Source organism: uncultured Cellulomonas sp. (assembly GCF_947494015.1).
In the GTDB taxonomy this organism is placed as follows: Bacteria; Actinomycetota; Actinomycetes; order Actinomycetales; family Cellulomonadaceae; genus Pengzhenrongella.
In genome coordinates, this window is sequence record NZ_CANLTL010000005.1 from 67354 (window position 1) to 85572 (window position 18219).

Genomic DNA, 18219 nt, shown 5'->3' on the forward strand with positions numbered 1-18219 from the left:
CCCGGCAGGGTACGACCCGCTCACCGACGGTGACCCGGGTCGACGTCGTCAGCCGCAGGTGCTCGCTGGGCCGTCCAGCCCCTGGCCGGACCCGAGGCGCGTCTCAGTAAGCGGTACCAACCGTCCCGATACTTGAACTTCCCGCCGCCGACCGGCCTACTGGACCGGTGAGCCAGGACACCTACACCCACGGGCACCACGAGAGCGTGCTGCGCTCGCACCGGTGGCGCACCGCCGAGAACTCCGCGGGCTACCTGCTGCCCGCCCTGGCCCCGGGCCAGCGCCTGCTCGACGTCGGCTGCGGGCCCGGCACGGTCACGATCGACCTCGCGTCGCGGGTCGGGCCCGGCGAGGTCGTCGGGCTGGACCGGTCCGCGGTGGTCGTCGACATGGCCCGCGAGGCCGCCGACGCGGCCGGGTCGGCCAACGTGACCTTCCGGACCGGTGACGTGTACGCGCTGCCGTACGAGGACTCGTGCTTCGACGTCGTGCACGCGCACCAGGTGCTGCAGCACCTGACGGACCCGGTGGCCGCGCTGCGCGAGATGCGGCGGGTCGCCCGGCCGGGTGGGCTGGTCGCCGTGCGCGACGCCGACTACTCGGCGATGACCTGGTACCCCTCGTCGGAGGGCCTGGACGAGTGGCGGGCGCTCTACCGCGAGGTGACCGAGGCCAACCACGCCGAGGCGGACGCCGGCCGGATGCTCCTGTCCTGGGTGCAGGAGGCCGGCTTCGACCCGGCCGGGATCGCCCCGAGCGCGGGCGTGTGGTGCTACGCCACCCCCGAGGACCGGGCCTGGTGGTCGGGCCTGTGGGCCGAGCGGTGCACGGAGTCGAACTTCGCGCACCAGGCGGTCGCCCACGGGCTCGCCGACGACGTCGGCCTCGAGCACCTCGCCGACGGCTGGCGGCAGTGGGGGCTGCACCCGGACGGCTGGTTCGCCGTCCTGCACGGCGAGATCCTGGCGCGCGCCTGAGGCGTGCGCCCGAGGCGCGCGCCGGCCACCGGGCGGCGCCTAGGGTGAGTGCCATGCGCATCGCACGATTCACCACCGGTGGCGACCCCCGCTACGCCCTCGTCGACGGCCCGGAGGGCGCCGAGCGCCTCGTGGTCATCACCGGCGACCCGATCTACACCCCGGTCCAGCCCACCGGCGAGGAGATCCCGCTCGCCGACGACGCCGTCCGCCTGCTGGCGCCGGTCATCCCGCGCTCCAAGGTGATCGGCATCGGCCGCAACTACGCCGCGCACGCCGCCGAGCTCGGCAACGACGTGCCGGTCAACCCGCTGGTGTTCCTCAAGCCGAACACCTCGGTCATCGGGCCCGACGACCCCATCGTGCTGCCGCCGTTCTCGAGCAACGTCCACCACGAGGCCGAGCTCGCCGTCGTCATCGGCAAGGTCGTCAAGGACGTCACGCCGGACCGCGCGCTGGACCACGTGTTCGGCTACACCGTCGCCAACGACGTCACCGCACGCGACGTGCAGAACACCGACGGGCAGTGGACGCGCGCCAAGGGGTTCGACTCCTCGTGCCCGCTGGGCCCGTGGGTCGTCACGGGGCTCGACGTCGAGGACCTCCGGGTCACCGCTCGGGTCAACGGCGAGACGAAGCAGGACGGCCGTACGTCCCAGCTCATCTTCGACGTCCCGTACCTGATCTCCTACGTCTCGGAGATCTTCACGCTGCTGCCCGGCGACGTGATCCTCACCGGGACCCCCGCCGGGGTGGGGCCGATCGTGCACCGCGACGTCGTCGAGGTCGAGGTCGAGGAGATCGGCGTGCTGCGCAACCCGGTCATCCGGCGCGACTGAGCCGCCCCGAGCAGGGTCGGCGGCCGCCACTACGCTGGCGCGGTGACCCAGACCCCCGCCGACACCGCCTCGACCACGCCCGCCGGACGCGACGTCCGCGTCCGGTTCTGCCCCTCGCCGACCGGGACCCCGCACGTCGGGCTGATCCGGACCGCGCTGTTCAACTGGGCCTACGCGCGCCACGTCGGCGGCACGTTCGTGTTCCGCGTCGAGGACACCGACGCCGCCCGGGACAGCGAGGAGAGCTACGGGCAGCTGCTCGACGCGCTGCGCTGGCTCGGGCTCGACTGGGACGAGGGCGTCGAGGTCGGCGGTCCGCACGAGCCGTACCGGCAGTCCCAGCGGATGGACACCTACCGCGACGTCGCGCAGCGGCTGGTCGAGGGCGGCTACGCCTACGAGTCCTTCTCCACGCCGGAGGAGATCGAGGCGCGGCACCGGGCCGCGGGCCGCGACCCGAAGCTGGGCTACGACGGGCACGACCGGCACCTGACGGACGAGCAGAAGGACGCGCTGCGCCGTGAGGGTCGCGCACCGGTCCTGCGCCTGCGCATGCCCGACGACGACGTCACGTTCACCGACCTCGTGCGTGGGGACGTGACCTTCAAGTCGGGCTCCGTGCCGGACTACGTCATCGTCCGCGGCAACGGCCAGCCGCTGTACACCCTGGTCAACCCGGTCGACGACGCGCTCATGGGCATCACCCACGTGCTGCGCGGGGAGGACCTGCTGTCGTCCACCCCGCGCCAGGTGGTGCTGTACCGGGCGCTGCTCGAGCTCGGCGTGGCGAGCGTCGTGCCGGTGTTCGGCCACCTGCCGTACGTCATGGGGGAGGGCAACAAGAAGCTCTCCAAGCGCGACCCCGAGTCCAACCTCTTCCTGCACCGGGACCGTGGCTTCACCCCCGAGGGGCTGCTCAACTACCTCGCGCTGCTCGGCTGGGGCATCGGCCCGGACCGGGACATCTTCACGGTCGAGGAGATGGTCGCCGCGTTCGACATCGTCGACGTCAACCCCAACCCGGCACGGTTCGACCTGAAGAAGGCCGAGGCCATCAACGCCGCGCACGTGCGCCTGCTCGCCCCGGAGGCCTTCCGCGACCGGCTCGTGCCGTACCTGCACCGCGCGGGGATCGTGGCGGCGGACTCCTACGCCGACCTGCGACCCGAGCACCGGGCGCTGCTCGACGCCGGCGCACCGCTGGTGCAGGAGCGGATGACGCTGCTCGGCGAGGCGCCGGGCATGCTGGGCTTCCTGTTCGTCGCCGACGACGCGGTCGCGCTCGAGCCCGAGGCCGTCGCCGCGCTGCGGCCCGAGGCGGCGTCGGTCCTGGACGCGGCGCTCACCGCGCTGGACGCCGTGGCCGACGACGCCTTCACCGCCGAGCCGGTGCAGGAGGCGCTCAAGGCCGCGATCGTCGACGGGCTCGGCATCAAGCCCCGGTTCGCCTACGCGCCGCTGCGCACCGCCGTCTCGGGCCGCCGGGTCTCGCCGCCGCTGTTCGAGTCGATGGAGATCCTGGGCAAGGCGTCCTCGCTCGCCCGGCTGCGCGCGCTGCGGGCGACGCTGCCGAGCGACGGGCCGACGGCCTCGTGACCGCGCGCACGGACGCCGGGTCCGCGGTCGACGGGGTGCTGTTCGACATCGACGACACGCTGGTGGACACGCGTGCGGCGTTCGCGTCCGCGCTCGCCGTCGTCGCCGGCCGGTACCTGCCGGACCTGCCCGCCGGGCGGCACGCGGAGCTGCTCGCGCACTGGCGTGCCGACGCGGCGGACCACTACGGGCGCTACACGCGCGGCGAGGCGACCTACCGGGAGCAGCGGATGTCCCGCGCCAACGCGATGCACACCGAGTTCGGCGGACCCGCCCTCGACGACGCCGGCTTCGACGCCTGGGACGCCGTGTTCGAGGACGGCTTCCAGGCCGCCTGGTCCGCGCACGACGACGCCGCCGTCGCGGTCGCCGAGCTGTTGGCCGCCGGCATCGCGGTCGGCGCCCTGTCGAACGCCGCGTCCGCCTACCAGACGCTCAAGCTCGAACGCGCGGGCCTGCTCGACTCGGTCCCGCTGCTGGTCGGGGTGGACACCCTCGGGTTCGGCAAGCCGGACCCCCGGGTGTTCGTGGAGGCGTGCCGCCGGCTCGGCACGGACCCGGCCCGGACGGTGTACGTCGGTGACGAGCTCGACGTGGACGCCGTGGCCGCCCGCCGTGCCGGCATGACGGGGGTCTGGCTCGACCGGCCCGGTCCGCGCCGCGTCCCGGTGACCGACGCGGACGTCGCCGCGTCGGGCGTGGTCGTCATCCACGGCCTCGCCGAGCTGCCCGCGGCGCTGGGGATCGAGGCGGCGGCATGACGGGCCGCACGGAGGGCGTCTCGCTGCTGCTCCCGGCCGCCTACGACGTCGCCTGGTCGCTGGCCGTCGTCGTGCACCTGGGGCTGCTGTTCGTGGCGCTCGTGCGGTGGAACGGGGCGCGAGCCACGCCCGGGGCGCCCGGGGCCGGCCTCGTCGACCTGCTGGTGGTCGTGCTGGTGCCGGTGCTCGGCCCGGCGGCCTACCTCGTCGGCCGTCGTGCCGCCGGCAGCGGCCGGCGCGCCGACGCGGGGCCGACCGGGAGCTGAGGAGCCGGCCCGCCGCACGTTCACCCGCGGCGACCGGGTGATCGGCACCTGCCGGCGGGGCGGCCCGTGCCGTCGTGCGCGCAGCCGGCGGTCGCGGACCGCGCCCGCGTGCCGGAGCACGACCATGACCACCCCCAGCTGCCGCCGCTGTGGGAGCCACCGCGCCACACCGGCACTCCACCGACCGGCCCTGCACGGGCTCGGGCGGCTCGGCCTCGGCGAGGAGGCGACCGTCGTCGTGTGCATGGACGTGCCGGAGGACGTCATCCAGGACACCGCCGTGATCGTCGAGGGCCCCGACTCCTGGGACCTGACCGCGGAGCTCTGGGGACTGCCCTGACCCCGGCGCACCGGTGCGGCCCCCGGGCGTCCGCCGCGGGCGCGTGGCCCGGTGAGGTGTCCTTGGTCACGTCCGGCCGTGCCGAGCGTGCGGCCGGTTTGGAGCGGCCCGGTCCCTCGGGTAGTGTTGTTGGCCGGTACGGAGTCCGGGACTCCTGCGCAGCACCCCCGGGGCGGCGCAGAAGCACGGCCGAAGTACCCCTATGGGGTATGGTGTAATTGGCAACACAACGGTTTCTGGTACCGTCATTCTAGGTTCGAGTCCTGGTACCCCAGCGCGAGGCAGGCCCGGTCATCCGGTACAGTCTCCACTCGGTAGTTCCCCGCGGGACGGGCTTCGGTCCGGTCCGCGGAGGCTGCAAGGCCCCCGTTGTGTAGCGGCCTAGCACGCCGCCCTCTCACGGCGGTAGCGCCGGTTCGAATCCGGTCGGGGGTACGCACGCGAAGGCCCGGTCACCACGGTGACCGGGCCTTCGTCGTCTCCCGCCGCCGTTCCGCGGTGGGCGCCGCCGCCGGCCCGCCCGCCCCCGCCGGCGCGCACCCGAACCCCCGCCGAGTGCGACGTTCTGGACCCCTGGCGCCACGCCAGAGGTCCAGAACGTCGCACCCGGACGGGGAGTGGGCGTCGTGCGGGGGCGGGGGCTACTCGCCGGTGCGGCGCAGGACCTCGGTGAGGCGGTTGGCTGCGGCGACCACGGCACCGGCGTGCAGGCGCCCGGGCTGGCGGCTGAGGCGCTCGACCGGGCCGGAGATCGACACGGCCGCCACGATCCGGCCGGACGGGCCGCGCACCGGGGCGGAGACGGAGGCCACCCCGGGCTCGCGCTCGGACACCGACTGGGCCCAGCCCCGCCGTCGGACACCGGACAGGATGGTCGCGGTGAACTTGGCGCCCTGGAGCCCCCGGTGCAGCCGGTCCGGCTCCTCCCAGGCGAGCAGGATCTGGGCCGCCGAGCCGGCCTGCATGGACAGGGCGGCGCCGACCGGGATCGAGTCCCGCAGCCCGATCGGGCGCTCGGCGGCGGCGACGCAGATCCGCTGGTCACCTTGGCGGCGGTACAGCTGGGCGCTCTCGCCGGTGTGGTCACGCAGGGCGGTCAGCACCGGGCCGGCGGCGGCCAGCAGCCGGTCCTCGCCCGCCGCGGTGGCCAGCTCGGACAGGCGCGGGCCGAGCACGAACCGTCCCTGCATGTCGCGGGTGACCAGCCGGTGGTGCTCGAGGGCGACCGCCAGCCGGTGCGCGGTGGGGCGGGCCAGGTGGGTGGCGGCGACGAGCTGCGCGAGGGTCGCCGGTCCGGCTTCGAGGGCACTGAGCACCGACGCGGCCTTGTCCAGGACGCCGACTCCGCTAGAGTTGTCCATAGGTCGATATTGGCGTCTCGCTCACTGAGACGCAAGTGAACACGGGGAAGTGCCCGGCCGATGGTGTCGGGGAACGCAGTCGAGAGGACGGACGAGACATGGCCGGCACGCTGGCGGAGAAGGTCTGGGACGCGCACATCGTGCGCCGCGGCGCGGACGGTGCTCCTGACCTGCTCTACATCGACCTGCACCTGGTCCACGAGGTGACCAGCCCGCAGGCGTTCGAGGGTCTGCGCCTCGCTGGTCGCCCGGTCCGCCGGCCGGACCTGACCATCGCGACCGAGGACCACAACACCCCCACGCTGGACATCGACCGGCCGATCGCCGACACGACCAGCCGCACGCAGATCCAGACCCTGCGCAACAACGCCGTCGAGTTCGGCATCCGGCTGCACTCCCTGGGCGACGCCGACCAGGGCATCGTGCACGTCGTCGGCCCGCAGCTGGGCCTGACCATGCCGGGGCTGACCGTCGTGTGCGGCGACTCGCACACCTCCACCCACGGCGCGTTCGGGGCGCTGGCGTTCGGCATCGGCACCAGCGAGGTCGAGCACGTGCTCGCGACGCAGACGCTGCCGCTGAACCCGTTCAAGACCATGGCGATCACCGTCGACGGCGACCTCAAGCCCGGCACCACCGCCAAGGACATCATCCTGGCCGTCATCGCCAGGATCGGGACCGGCGGCGGCCAGGGCTACGTGCTGGAGTACCGCGGCGAGGCCATCCGGTCGCTGTCGATGGAGGCGCGGATGACCATCTGCAACATGTCCATCGAGGCCGGCGCGCGCGCCGGGATGATCGCCCCGGACGAGACGACCTTCGAGTACCTGAAGGGCCGCCCGCACGCCCCCGAGGGGGCCGACTGGGACGCGGCGGTCGAGTACTGGCGCACCCTGCGCAGCGACGACGACGCCGTCTTCGACGCCGAGGTGGTGCTCGACGCGGACGACCTCGAGCCGTTCGTCACCTGGGGCACGAACCCCGGCCAGGGCCTGCCGCTGTCGGCGACCGTCCCGGTCCCGGAGCAGATCACCGACCCCGGGGACCGGCTCGCCGCCGAGCGCGCCATCGAGTACATGGGCCTGACCCCGGGCATGCCGCTGCGCGACATCGCGGTGGACACCGTGTTCATCGGGTCGTGCACCAACGGCCGCATCGAGGACCTGCGGTCGGTCGCCCAGGTGATCGAGGGCAAGCACAAGGCGGAGTCGCTGCGCGTGCTGGTGGTGCCTGGCTCGGCGCGGGTGCGGTTGCAGGCCGAGGCCGAGGGACTCGACCGGATCTTCAAGGACTTCGGCGCGGAGTGGCGCAACGCGGGGTGCTCCATGTGCCTGGGCATGAACCCCGACCAGCTCGCGCCGGGCGAGCGCAGCGCGTCGACGTCGAACCGCAACTTCGAGGGCCGGCAGGGCAAGGGCGGGCGCACCCACCTGGTGTCACCGCTGGTCGCCGCGGCGACCGCGATCCGGGGGACCCTGTCGTCGGTCGCCGACCTCGGCCCGGACGCCGCCCGCGAGCCCGAGCTCGCCCACGCCTGACCGCCGCGCCCACCCCAGACCACCCCTGACGCCCGCAGAACCGGAGCCCCGCCTCATGGAGAAGTTCACCCAGCACACCGGGGTCGGCGTGCCGCTGCGCCGCAGCAACGTCGACACCGACCAGATCATCCCGGCCGTCTACCTCAAGCGCGTGACCCGCACCGGGTTCGAGGACGCGCTGTTCGCCGCCTGGCGCGGTGACCCGGCGTTCGTCCTGAACCAGCCGGCGTACGCCGCCGGCTCGGTGCTCGTGGCCGGTCCCGACTTCGGCACCGGGTCCTCGCGCGAGCACGCCGTGTGGGCGCTGAAGGACTACGGCTTCAAGGCCGTGCTGTCGTCCCGGTTCGCGGACATCTTCCGCGGCAACTCCGGCAAGCAGGGCCTGCTCGCCGCCGTCGTCGCGCCCGAGGACATCGAGCTGCTCTGGAAGGTCCTCGAGACGCGGCCCGGGACCGAGGTGACCGTCGACCTCGTCGCTCGCACCGCGACCTGCGACGACGTCGTCGTGCCCATCCAGGTCGACGACTACACCCGGTGGCGGCTCATGGAGGGCCTGGACGACATCGGCCTGACCCTGGGCCACGAGGACGAGATCGTCGACTTCGAGGCCCGGCGCGAGCCGTGGCGCCCGCTGACGCTGCCGGCCAAGCACCTGCCGCCGGTGGAGATCGAGGCCGCCCGCCCGGTACCGGTCACGATCGGCTCCCCGGCCGGCACCTCGCCCCGGCCCTGACCGACGGCCCCCGTCCGCAGCCCGCCGCCGAGTGCGACGTCGTGGACTCCTCCGCCCCCGCGAAGGGTCCACGACGTCGCACTCGGCGTGGGTGGGCGGGGCGGAGGCCTGGCGGGCGGACGGTGCGGGGGAGCGGGGGTGCGGGTGTGAAGGTTTCGCGCTGTGACGCGGCACGCCCGCGTCGTGGCTAGGTCCGACGGTCCGGGTGCGCAACCATGAGGACATGACCGATCTGCTCTACGTCAACGGTGGCAACCCCCTCGGTGGAGAGATCACCGTTCGCGGAGCCAAGAACTTCGTCTCCAAGGCGATGGTCGCGTCCCTGCTGGGGGAGACCCCGAGCGTCCTGCGCAACGTCCCGCAGATCCGCGACGTCGGGGTCGTGACCGGGCTGCTGGAGCTGCATGGCGTCAAGGTCGACGCCGACGCGGACGCCGGCACCCTGCACCTGGATCCCACCGACGTCGAGACGGCGCACGTCGCCGACATCGACGCGCACGCCGGGTCCAGCCGCATCCCGATCCTGTTCTGCGGGCCGCTGCTGCACCGCCTGGGCGAGGCGTTCATCCCCGACCTGGGCGGCTGTCGGATCGGCGACCGGCCGATCAACTACCACCTGGACATCCTGCGGCAGTTCGGCGCCGTGGTGGACAAGCGTGAGCAGGGCATCCACATCCGCGCGCCGCACGGCCTGCACGGCACCAAGATCGCCCTGCCGTACCCGAGCGTCGGGGCCACCGAGCAGCTGCTGCTCACCGCCGTGCGCGCCGAGGGCGTGACCGAGCTGGCGAACGCCGCCATCGAGCCCGAGATCATGGACCTGATCAACGTCCTGCAGAAGATGGGCGCGATCATCTCCGTGGACACCGACCGGGTGATCAGGATCGAGGGCGTGCCGCGCCTGCGCGGCTACCGCCACACCGCGCTGTCCGACCGCATCGAGGCGGCGTCGTGGGCCTCGGCGGCCCTGGCCACCCGCGGTGACATCTACGTCCGTGGCGCCACGCAGCCCGAGATGACCACCTTCCTCAACACGTTCCGCAAGGTCGGCGGCGAGTTCGAGGTGGACGACGACGGCATCCGGTTCCTGCACCCGGGCGGCGACCTGAAGTCGATCGTGCTGGAGACCGACGTCCACCCCGGGTTCATGACGGACTGGCAGCAGCCCCTCGTCGTCGCGCTCACCCAGGCCACCGGGCTGTCGATCGTGCACGAGACCGTCTACGAGAACCGCTTCGGGTTCACCGACGCGCTGGTCGGCATGGGCGCGAACATCCAGGTCTACCGGGAGTGCCTGGGCGGGCGGCCGTGCCGGTTCGGCCAGCGCAACTTCCGACACTCCGCCGTCGTCTCCGGCCCGACGCCGCTCGAGGCCGCCGAGATCGAGGTGCCGGACCTGCGCGGCGGGTTCAGCCACCTCATCGCGGCGCTCACCGCCAAGGGCACCTCCACGGTCCGCGGGATCGGCCTGATCGACCGCGGCTACGAGCACTTCACCGACAAGCTGACCGCGCTCGGCGCCGAGTTCAGCCGCGACTGACCGGGCCGCCCCGCCCCGGGCCGGCTCTACGCCCGCGCCACGCACGACCCAGGGCAGCACCGCCGCCACGCACGACCCACCGGCCCGGCCGGCGACGCCCGTCGCCGCGCCGGGCCGCCGTCGTCGGCGCGGGGGTCCCGGGGGCAGCCCGGTAGCATCCTCGCCGTGCCCGCCCCCAGACGCTCCAACCGCGCCTATCGCAATGTCGCGCGCGTGCTCCGGCCGCTGCTGTTCGCGATGACGCGGCCCGACTGGCGCGGCGTCGAGCACCTACCCACCGACCACGGGTTCATCGCGGCGGCCAACCACATGACGAACGTCGACCCGCTGACGTTCGCGCACTACCTGTACGACAACGGGATCACCCCGAAGATCCTCGCGAAGTCGTCGCTCTTCGGTGTGCCCGTGGTCGGCGCGGTGCTGCGGGCGACCGGCCAGATCCCCGTGTACCGCAACACCGCCCAGGCGGGTGACTCCCTGCGGGCCGCGGTCGACGCCGTCGCGGCGGGCGACTGCGTGGCGGTGTTCCCCGAGGGGACGCTGACCCGCGACCCCGACCTGTGGCCCATGGTCGGCAAGACCGGGGTCGCGCGGCTGGCGCTGACCACCCGGGCGCCCGTGGTGCCGATCGCCCAGTGGGGCCCGCAGGACCTGCTCGGCCAGTACAAGAAGGTGCTCAAGCCGTTCCCCCGCAAGCGCGTGACCGTCGTGGCCGGGCCCCCGGTCGACCTGGACGACCTCTACGGCCGGCCGCTGGACACCGCGACCCTGCGAGAGGCCACCGAGCGGGTCATGGCGGCCATCACGCTGCTGCTGGAGGGCCTACGGGGGCAGACGGCGCCCGCGGTGCGGTTCGACGTTCGCCGCGCGGCGGCCCGCGCCGGCGCGGCCGTCCCCGACGACGACGACGCCGTCGTCGGCCCGGCCGCTCCCGGCGAGCCCGGCGAGGAGCGCCCCACGACGACGCCCGACGGGCCGACGTCCGACGGACCCCCGTCCGGCGGACCGCAGGTCGGGCAGGGGACCGCGTGACCGGCCTGCGGGCCGCCGTCCTGGGCACGGGCTCGTGGGGGACCACCTTCGCCGCCGTGCTCGCCGACGCCGGGTGCGACGTGACCCTCTGGGGCCGCCGCGACGACGTCTGCCGGGACATCACGCTCGAGCACCGCAACGAGGAGTACCTGCCCGGCATCGAGCTGCCCGCGGGCCTGACCGCCTCCACCGACGCGCTGTCCGTGCTCGACGGCGCCGACCTCGTCGTCGTCGCCATCCCCTCGCAGAGCGCGCGCGCGACCCTGGAGCCGCTCGCCGACCACGTGGCGCCCGGCGCCACGGCCGTGTCCCTGATGAAGGGCGTCGAGCTGACGTCGGACCGCCGGATGAGCCAGGTCGTCGCCGAGTCGCTGGCGATCGACTACGAGCGGGTCGCGGTCGTGTCCGGCCCCAACCTGGCCCGGGAGATCGCCGAGCGGCAGCCCACCGCGACGGTGGTCGCGGCGGTCGACGAGGCCGTCGCGCGCCGGGTCGCGGCGGGATGTGCGACGGGATACTTCCGTCCGTACACCCACACCGACGTCGTCGGGGTCGAGCTGTGCGGGGCGGCCAAGAACGTCATCGCGCTCGCGGTCGGCATCGCCCAGGGCCGCGGGCTCGGCTTCAACACCATGGCCACCGTGATCACCCGCGGCCTGGTGGAGATCACCCGCCTCGGGCTCGCCCTGGGCGCCGACGCCGAGACGTTCCCGGGTCTGGCCGGCATGGGGGACCTGATGGCGACCTGCGCCTCGCCCCTGTCGCGCAACCACACGCTCGGCTCGCACATCGGTCAGGGGCTCACCCTGGAGCAGGCGCTGGCGGTCACCGGGGGGACCGCGGAGGGCGTCAAGTCGTCCCGGTCCATCCTCGAGCTCGGGGCGTCCGTCGGCGTCGAGATGCCGATCACGTCGGCCGTGGTCGACGTCCTGCACGGCGGGCTGCCGGTGGACGAGCTGGCGCCGCTGCTGCTGGGCCGGCCGCACCGCGCCGAGGGGCTGTAGCGGGCCGACGCGGCCGGGCCGGCGCCGCGCCCGCGGCGGTCGCGCGTGCGGGGGCGCGTCCGCCGGCTGCGGGCCGCTAGCCGATCAGCGGCCGGCCCTCGGGCCGCCGGTACAGGCGCCGGTGCTCGCGCAGCACGAGGGCGGAGGCGAGGGTCACCGGGCCCAGGCGACCGGCGAACATCAGGCCCACGAGGATCAGCTGGTGCCAGGGGGCCAGGTCGGCGGTGATGCCGGTGGACAGGCCGACCGTGGCGAAGGCGGACACCACCTCGTAGAGGATCTGGTCCAACGTCAACGTCGTCGTGGTGATCGCGATGACGAGGGTGGGGACCACGACCGCGGCGACGCTGAGCAGCGCCACCGACAGGGCCTGGCGGATGGTGGCGTGCGACAGCCGGCGGTCGAACAGGTCGGCGTCCGGGTCGCCGCGCAGCTCGGCCAGGATGGCCAGCAGCAGGACGGCGAAGGTTCCCACCTTGATCCCGCCCGCGGTGCCCGCGCTGCCGCCCCCGATGAACATGAGGATGTCGGTCCCCAGCAGCGTCCCGGTGTTCATCGCTCCGGGGTCCACGCTGTTGAACCCGGCCGTGCGCGGCATGACGCCCTGGACGAACCCCGCCAGCAGCCGCCCGGGCGGCTCGAGCGCGCCCAGCGTGGCCGGGTTCGCCCACTCGGCGACCGTCATGAACACGGTGCCACCCACCAGCAGGATGGCGGTCATCACCAGGGTGAGCTTCGTGTGGACGGACCACCGGCGGGTCCGGCGTTCGCGCAGCAGCTCGAGGATCACCGGGAACCCGAGCCCCCCGAGGATCACCGCGGCGCAGATCGGCAGGCTGATCCACGGGTCGTCGACGAAGCCGGTCAGGCTGTCGCTGAACAGGGCGAAGCCGGCGTTGTTGAACGCCGAGACCGCGTGGAAGACCCCCAGCCACAGGCTGCGCGGCAACGTCTCGTCGTAGGTCAGCGCGAACCGGCCCGCCAGGACGAGCGCGGTGACCGCCTCCACCACGAGGCTGATCCGGGCGACCCCGAACAGCACGGTGCGCACGTCCCCGAGCCCGACGGCCTTGGTCTCCGTGGCAGCGAGCAGCCGCGACCCCAGGCCCAGCCGGCGGGAGATGAGCAGACCCAGGAGCGAGGCCAGCGCCATGATCCCGAAGCCGCCGACCTGGATGAGCCCGAGGATCACGACCTGCCCGAAGCCGCTCCAGTAGGTCGGGGTGTCGACGATCGCCAGCCCCGTCACGCACAGCGCCGACGTCGCGGTGAACAGCGCCGCCAGGAGCGAGGCGCCGCCCGGGCCAGACCGCGCGATCGGCAGGGCGAGCAGCAGGGTGCCGACGACCACGCCGACGGCGAAGCCGGCGACCACCAGGCGGCCCGGCTGGTGCAGGCCGGGGCGGAAGCGTCGCCGCGCCGGCGGCTGCCGGGAGGTGCGCAGGTCGGGCGACGAGACGGCGAGAGCGGGTTGGACGAGCATGACGAGCGGCTGCACCTCGGGGTGGTCGTGCGGCGCACGGTCCGGGTCGGACCCGCGCCGCGGGACTGCGCACCGACCCTAGGCAGCGCCCGGACCGCGACCGACCGATCGGGCGCCCCCGGGCGTCAAGGGGATGTCAGGGCTTGGCAGGGCGCCGGTGGTCGCCTGCGCCGCGCCGTCGTCGCCGGCCGGGTGTGACCCGCCGGCGGTGGCCGGGCCGTCGGTCGCCGGGCCACGGTGTGGGACCCTGGGGGCGTGTCGACAGGGGCAGCACCGGCTGTGGCACCGCCGCCGCGGCGGGGCGGCGTGAGCCCCGCCCGGCGACGCGCGGCGGTGCTGATCTGCTCGGTCGGCCTGCCGGCGACGACGGCGGTCCTCGTCGCCTTCCGGGACCAGCTCGCGCTCGGCAGCGTCCTGCTCGTCTACCTGCTGGTGGTCGTGGTGGTCGCCGCGGTGGGCAGCCTCGTGCCCGGGCTGCTGGCCGCGCTGGTGTCCTTCGGGCTGGGCAACTGGTTCTTCACCCCGCCGCTCCACACGCTGACGGTCGCGGGCCGTGACGACCTGCTGGAGCTGGTCGTGTTCGCCGGAGCGGCGGTGACGGTCAGCGCGATCGTCGAGCTCGCCGCCCGGGACCGCGCCGAGCACCAGCGGATGCTCGCGGAGCAGGCCGCGCGGACCCGGGAGCTGGCCGCCGAGGACCGGGTCCGGTCGGCGCTGCTGGCCGCCGTCGGCCACGACCTGCGCACACCGCTGGCCGGCATCAAGGCCGCGCTCAGCAGCCTGCGGCAGGACGACGTCGACTGGGACGACGCGTCCCGCGCGCGGCTGCTGGCGACCGCCGACGAGTCGACGGACCGGCTCACCCGCCTGGTCACCAACCTGCTGGACATCACCCGCCTGCGCGCCGACGCCGTCACCGCCCGCCCGGCCCCCGTGGCCCTGGACGAGGTGGTGGTGCGGGCCCTGCTCGCCGACCACCACGCGGCCGTCCGCGTGGACGTCGCCGACGACCTGCCGTTCGTGCTGACCGACGCGGCCCTGCTCGAGCGCGTCGTCGCGAACCTGGTGGAGAACGCGGTGCGCTTCACCGCGCCGGGAACGCCGGTGGACCTCCGCGCCGAGGTGGTGCCGGCGTCCGACCCCCGGCAGGACGGCCCCGCGGCCGGCGAGGCCGTGGCGCTGCACGTCGTCGACCACGGACCGGGGGTTGCTCCCGAGGACCGGGCCGGGCTGTTCGCGCCGTTCCGTCAGCTCGGCGACCGCAGCGAGCTCGGGGACCGCAGCCGGCCGGGTGACCGCGGCACCGGGTCGCACGTCGGGCTGGGGCTGGCCATCGTCGAGGGCTTCTGCGAGGCGATGGGAGCGGAGGTCCGGCCCTCCACCACGCCCGGCGGGGGCCTGACCATGACCGTGACCCTGCCGGTGGCCGCCGCGTGAGCCGGCTGCTCCTCGTCGAGGACGACGCCGTGCTCGTGGACACGCTGACCATCAGCCTCCGGGCGCGAGGGTTCGACGTCGAGGCCGCCCCCGACGGCCGCACGGCCCTGGACGCCGTGGCGCGCCGTCCCCCGGACGTCGTGGTGCTGGACCTCGGCCTGCCCGACCTCGACGGTGTGGAGGTCGTCCGGCAGGTTCGCACGGGCTCCGACGTGCCGGTGCTCATCCTGTCCGCCCGGGACGCCGAGGCCGCCAAGGTCGCCGCCCTGGACGCCGGCGCCGACGACTACGTGACCAAGCCGTTCGGCATGGACGAGCTGCTCGCGCGTGTGCGGGCCGCGCTGCGCCGGGCGGCCCCGCACGCACCGGGCGCCGTCGTGCGCGCCGGTGCGCTGAGCATCGACCTGACGGCCCGGCGGGTCGAGCGCGACGGTGCGCTGGTCCGGCTCACGCCCACGGAGTGGAACCTGCTGGAGGTGCTGGTCCAGTCCTCGGGCGCGCTCGTGAGCCAGCGCGACCTGCTGCGCGACGTCTGGGGGCTCGAGCACGCGCCCGCCCACTACCTGCGGGTGTACGTCGCCCAGCTGCGCCGCAAGCTCGAGGCGGACCCGTCGTCGCCGCGGCACCTGCTCACCGCGCCGGGCGTCGGCTACCGGTTCGAGCCGTAGGGCGACGGGGGACGGTCCGGCACGGGTCGGTAGGGCAGGGCCGGGGTGCGCCTACGCCCCCGGACCGCCGAGGCCGTCCAGCGCCGCGGCCAGGTCCGTCCACAGGTCCTCGACGTCCTCGATCCCGACCGACAGCCGCAGCAGGTCCTCGGGCACCGTGGCCGACTCCGTCGCGAACCGTCGCCGCCGCTCGAGGCTGGACTCGACCCCGCCCAGGCTGGTCGCCGGGACCCACAGCCGCAGCGCGTCGACCACGGCGTCGGCCGCGGCGACCCCGCCCGCCGGGCGCAGGCCGATGATCGACCCGTACCCGGTCATCAACGCGGTCGCGCGCTCGTGCCCCGGGTCGTCGGGGAGCGACGGGTGGCGCACCTGGGCGACCGCCGGGTGCCCGGCGAGCCGGCGGGCGATCTCGGCGGCGTTGGCCTGCGACCGCTCCACCCGCAGCGCCAGGGTCCGCATCCCCCGCAGCGCGAGCCACACCTCCCACGGTCCGGCGATCGCCCCGTGCAGCGTGCGGTACGCGAGGAACCGGTCCCGCAGCGCGGCGTCGGCGACCACGACGGCGCCCAGCACCACGTCGCTGTGCCCCGCGAGGTACTTCGTCACCGAGTGCACGACGACGTCCGCGCCCCACGCCAGCGGGCGCTGGCCGAGCGGCGTCGCGAACGTGTTGTCGACCGCGACCGGCACGTCCGCCGCGTGCGCAGCGGCCACCAGCGCGGGCAGGTCGGCGACCTCCAGCATCGGGTTGGTGGGGGACTCCACCCACAGCAGCGACGTCGGCGCGGCGCGCACGGCGGCGACCACGGCGTCGGTGTCGGCGATGTCGACCCGGACCACCTCGACCCCCGCCCGGGCGGCCAGGTCGTCGGCGAAGCCGAGCGTGACCTGGTAGGCGTGCCGGGGCACCACGAGGCGGCCGCCGACCGGCACCAGCGACAGCGCGGCGGCGATGGCCGCCATCCCGGAGGAGAAGACGAGCGCGGGCTGCGCGGCGCCCTCGAGGTCCGCCAGGGTGCGCTCGAACGGCACCCACGTCTCGGTGCCGGACCGCGCGTACAGCAGGTCACCCGGCGGCGGCGTGCCGGCGGACACGTACGTCGAGGACAGCACCACGGGCGGGTTGACCGGCCCGCCCGGGACCCGCGCGGGTCGGCCGGAGGTCACCGCGACGGTCGCGGGGGACAGGCCCGCCGGGTCGGCGTGCCCGTCGCCGCGGGCGTCGGCACCGCCGGCGCCGTCGGCAGCGCCGGCACCGTCGACGTCCGGCGTCCCCTCGAGGGTGGCAGCGGCGGGGTCGGGGGTCTGGTCGTCCACGCCCGCCAGGGTAGTGCGCGCCCGACGTGGCGCGGACGGACCGCCCGCGCCCGGCCGGTAGGGTCGGGCGCGATGGAACCGAGCCCCGCCGCCCTGCGTGTCGACCCGCGGGTCGACACGCTCGCCGCCCCCCGTGTCGCCCCCCTCCTCGCCCCGCCCCTGGACCGCCCGTGACGCCCACGGCCGGCGCTCGGCCGCGGGTGCTGCTGCTGTTCGGCGGACGCTCGGGCGAGCACGCCATCAGCTGCGCCACCGCCGGCGGGGTCCTGCGGGCGATCGACCGCACCAGGTACGACGTGCTCCCGGTCGGCATCACCCGGACCGGCCGCTGGGTGCTGGTCGACGACGACCCGGACGTGTGGTCCATCACCGACGGTCACCTGCCCGAGGTCACCGGTGACGGCGCGCAGGTGCTGCTGCCGCAGTCCGCCGACGTCAGCGACCTCCAGGTGGTGCGCGGGGCGTCCGCACCCGAGCTGCTCGGCTCGGTCGACGTCGTCTTCCCGCTGCTGCACGGGCCGTTCGGCGAGGACGGCACGCTGCAGGGCCTGCTCGAGCTCGTCGACCTGCGGTACGTCGGGGCCGGCGTGCTGGCGTCCGCGGTGGGCATGGACAAGCACTTCATGAAGCTCGTGCTGGCCGGCGCGGGTCTGCCGATCGCCCCGTTCAGGGTCATCCCGCCGGGCGCGTTCGAGCGCGACCCGGACACCTGGACCCGGACGGTGGCGGACCTCGGGCTGCCGGTGTTCGTCAAGCCGGCGCGGGCGGGGTCGAGCCTGGGCATCTCCAAGGTCGACGACCTCGCCGACCTGCCGGCGGCCGTCGCCCGGGCGCGCGAGCACGACCCCAAGGTCGTCGTCGAGGCGGGGGTCACCGGCCGGGAGATCGAGTGCGCGGTGCTCGGCGGGCGCCCCGGTGAGCCGGCGCGCGCGTCGCAGCCGGGGGAGATCGTCGTCACCGACAGCCGCCACGGCTTCTACGACTTCGAGGCGAAGTACCTCGACGAGGGCGGCGTCGAGCTGTCCTGCCCGGCCGACCTGCCCCGCGAGGTGCTGGAGAGGGTCCGCGAGGTCGCGGTCCGGACGTTCGACGCCGTCGGCTGCGAGGGCCTGGCGCGCGTCGACGTCTTCGTGACGCCCGACGACGGCGTCGTCGTCAACGAGATCAACACGATGCCGGGCTTCACGCCGTTCTCGATGTACCCGCGGATGTGGGAGGCGTCCGGGATGGCGTACCCGGACCTCATCGACGAGCTGCTCACCCTGGCGCTGGCCCGTCCCACCGGGCTGCGCTGAGCCGACGGCGCAGGCTCACCCGGCGCGCC

Annotated in this window: 17 protein-coding genes and 2 tRNA genes; 16 read left to right on the forward strand and 3 right to left on the reverse strand. The window is 74.6% G+C overall.

Annotation, left to right across the window (positions count from 1 at the left end; translation table 11 throughout):
• Positions 1 to 167: 167 nt before the first annotated feature.
• The 8 genes from Q0840_RS07175 to Q0840_RS07210 all read left to right on the forward strand — a co-directional run bounded on the left by Q0840_RS07175 (position 168) and on the right by Q0840_RS07210 (position 5214).
• On the forward strand, positions 168 to 977 hold the full coding sequence (locus tag Q0840_RS07175; protein ID WP_298458059.1) for a methyltransferase domain-containing protein: 810 nt from the start codon (positions 168 to 170) through the stop codon (positions 975 to 977).
• Positions 978 to 1030: 53 nt separating this feature from the next.
• Positions 1031 to 1816: a fumarylacetoacetate hydrolase family protein gene (locus Q0840_RS07180; RefSeq protein WP_298458061.1), complete on the forward strand. Its 786-nt coding sequence runs from the start codon at positions 1031 to 1033 to the stop codon at positions 1814 to 1816.
• A 42-nt stretch (positions 1817 to 1858) separates the two neighbouring features.
• Positions 1859 to 3412 carry a glutamate--tRNA ligase gene (gltX, locus tag Q0840_RS07185; RefSeq protein WP_298458064.1) on the forward strand — a complete coding sequence of 518 codons (1554 nt, stop codon included), beginning with the start codon at positions 1859 to 1861 and terminating at the stop codon, positions 3410 to 3412.
• Complete coding sequence (locus Q0840_RS07190; protein WP_298458067.1) at positions 3409 to 4173, forward strand: HAD family hydrolase; 765 nt, start codon at positions 3409 to 3411, stop codon at positions 4171 to 4173. Before gltX ends, Q0840_RS07190 begins: the two co-directional genes overlap by 4 nt.
• The gene (locus Q0840_RS07195) at positions 4170 to 4439 is read left to right on the forward strand and encodes a hypothetical protein (protein ID WP_298458069.1); all 270 of its coding nucleotides are present in this window, start codon (positions 4170 to 4172) and stop codon (positions 4437 to 4439) included. The genes Q0840_RS07190 and Q0840_RS07195 overlap by 4 nt, the downstream gene beginning before the upstream one ends.
• Positions 4440 to 4563: 124 nt before the next feature.
• Complete coding sequence (locus tag Q0840_RS07200) at positions 4564 to 4779, forward strand: hypothetical protein (RefSeq protein WP_298458071.1); 216 nt, start codon at positions 4564 to 4566, stop codon at positions 4777 to 4779.
• 203 nt (positions 4780 to 4982) lie between these two features.
• Positions 4983 to 5054: transfer RNA gene (locus tag Q0840_RS07205), tRNA-Gln, on the forward strand.
• Positions 5055 to 5141: 87 nt separating this feature from the next.
• Positions 5142 to 5214, forward strand: a tRNA-Glu gene (locus Q0840_RS07210).
• Positions 5215 to 5420: 206 nt separating this feature from the next.
• Here the strand turns inward: Q0840_RS07210 and Q0840_RS07215 are convergent.
• Positions 5421 to 6140: an IclR family transcriptional regulator gene (locus tag Q0840_RS07215; RefSeq protein ID WP_298458073.1), complete on the reverse strand. Its 720-nt coding sequence runs from the start codon at positions 6138 to 6140 to the stop codon at positions 5421 to 5423.
• Positions 6141 to 6238: 98 nt separating this feature from the next.
• On the opposite strand from Q0840_RS07215, the gene leuC reads away from it, so the two are divergent.
• The 5 genes from leuC (at position 6239) to Q0840_RS07240 (ending at position 11987) form a co-directional block, all read left to right on the forward strand.
• Positions 6239 to 7678 carry a 3-isopropylmalate dehydratase large subunit gene (gene leuC, locus Q0840_RS07220; protein WP_298458075.1) on the forward strand — a complete coding sequence of 480 codons (1440 nt, stop codon included), beginning with the start codon at positions 6239 to 6241 and terminating at the stop codon, positions 7676 to 7678.
• Positions 7679 to 7733: 55 nt separating this feature from the next.
• Entirely contained in the window at positions 7734 to 8411 is a 678-nt protein-coding gene (gene leuD / locus Q0840_RS07225; RefSeq protein WP_298458077.1) for a 3-isopropylmalate dehydratase small subunit, read from the forward strand.
• A 223-nt stretch (positions 8412 to 8634) separates the two neighbouring features.
• The gene (murA, locus tag Q0840_RS07230) at positions 8635 to 9951 is read left to right on the forward strand and encodes a UDP-N-acetylglucosamine 1-carboxyvinyltransferase (RefSeq protein ID WP_298458080.1); all 1317 of its coding nucleotides are present in this window, start codon (positions 8635 to 8637) and stop codon (positions 9949 to 9951) included.
• A gap of 165 nt (positions 9952 to 10116) precedes the next feature.
• Complete coding sequence (locus tag Q0840_RS07235; RefSeq protein WP_298458082.1) at positions 10117 to 10983, forward strand: 1-acyl-sn-glycerol-3-phosphate acyltransferase; 867 nt, start codon at positions 10117 to 10119, stop codon at positions 10981 to 10983.
• Positions 10984 to 10988: 5 nt separating this feature from the next.
• Complete coding sequence (locus Q0840_RS07240) at positions 10989 to 11987, forward strand: NAD(P)H-dependent glycerol-3-phosphate dehydrogenase (protein WP_298458523.1); 999 nt, start codon at positions 10989 to 10991, stop codon at positions 11985 to 11987.
• A 76-nt stretch (positions 11988 to 12063) separates the two neighbouring features.
• On the opposite strand, the gene Q0840_RS07245 is transcribed toward Q0840_RS07240, so the two are convergent.
• Entirely contained in the window at positions 12064 to 13470 is a 1407-nt protein-coding gene (locus Q0840_RS07245; protein ID WP_298458084.1) for a TrkH family potassium uptake protein, read from the reverse strand.
• Between the two features lie 306 nt (positions 13471 to 13776).
• Between Q0840_RS07245 and Q0840_RS07250 the strand changes: the two genes are divergently transcribed.
• Both Q0840_RS07250 and Q0840_RS07255 read left to right on the forward strand, forming a co-directional pair.
• Entirely contained in the window at positions 13777 to 14907 is a 1131-nt protein-coding gene (locus Q0840_RS07250) for a DUF4118 domain-containing protein (protein WP_298458087.1), read from the forward strand.
• The gene (locus Q0840_RS07255; protein ID WP_298458088.1) at positions 14904 to 15575 is read left to right on the forward strand and encodes a response regulator; all 672 of its coding nucleotides are present in this window, start codon (positions 14904 to 14906) and stop codon (positions 15573 to 15575) included. The genes Q0840_RS07250 and Q0840_RS07255 overlap by 4 nt, the downstream gene beginning before the upstream one ends.
• A gap of 51 nt (positions 15576 to 15626) precedes the next feature.
• Here Q0840_RS07255 and Q0840_RS07260 read toward each other — a convergent pair whose 3' ends face one another.
• Positions 15627 to 16766, reverse strand: a complete 1140-nt coding sequence (locus tag Q0840_RS07260; protein ID WP_298458526.1) for a PLP-dependent aspartate aminotransferase family protein — start codon at positions 16764 to 16766, stop codon at positions 15627 to 15629.
• Positions 16767 to 17065: 299 nt separating this feature from the next.
• Between Q0840_RS07260 and Q0840_RS07265 the strand changes: the two genes are divergently transcribed.
• Positions 17066 to 18190, forward strand: coding sequence for a D-alanine--D-alanine ligase family protein (locus Q0840_RS07265; RefSeq protein ID WP_298458089.1), 1125 nt, complete (start codon positions 17066 to 17068; stop codon positions 18188 to 18190).
• Positions 18191 to 18219: the final 29 nt, after the last annotated feature.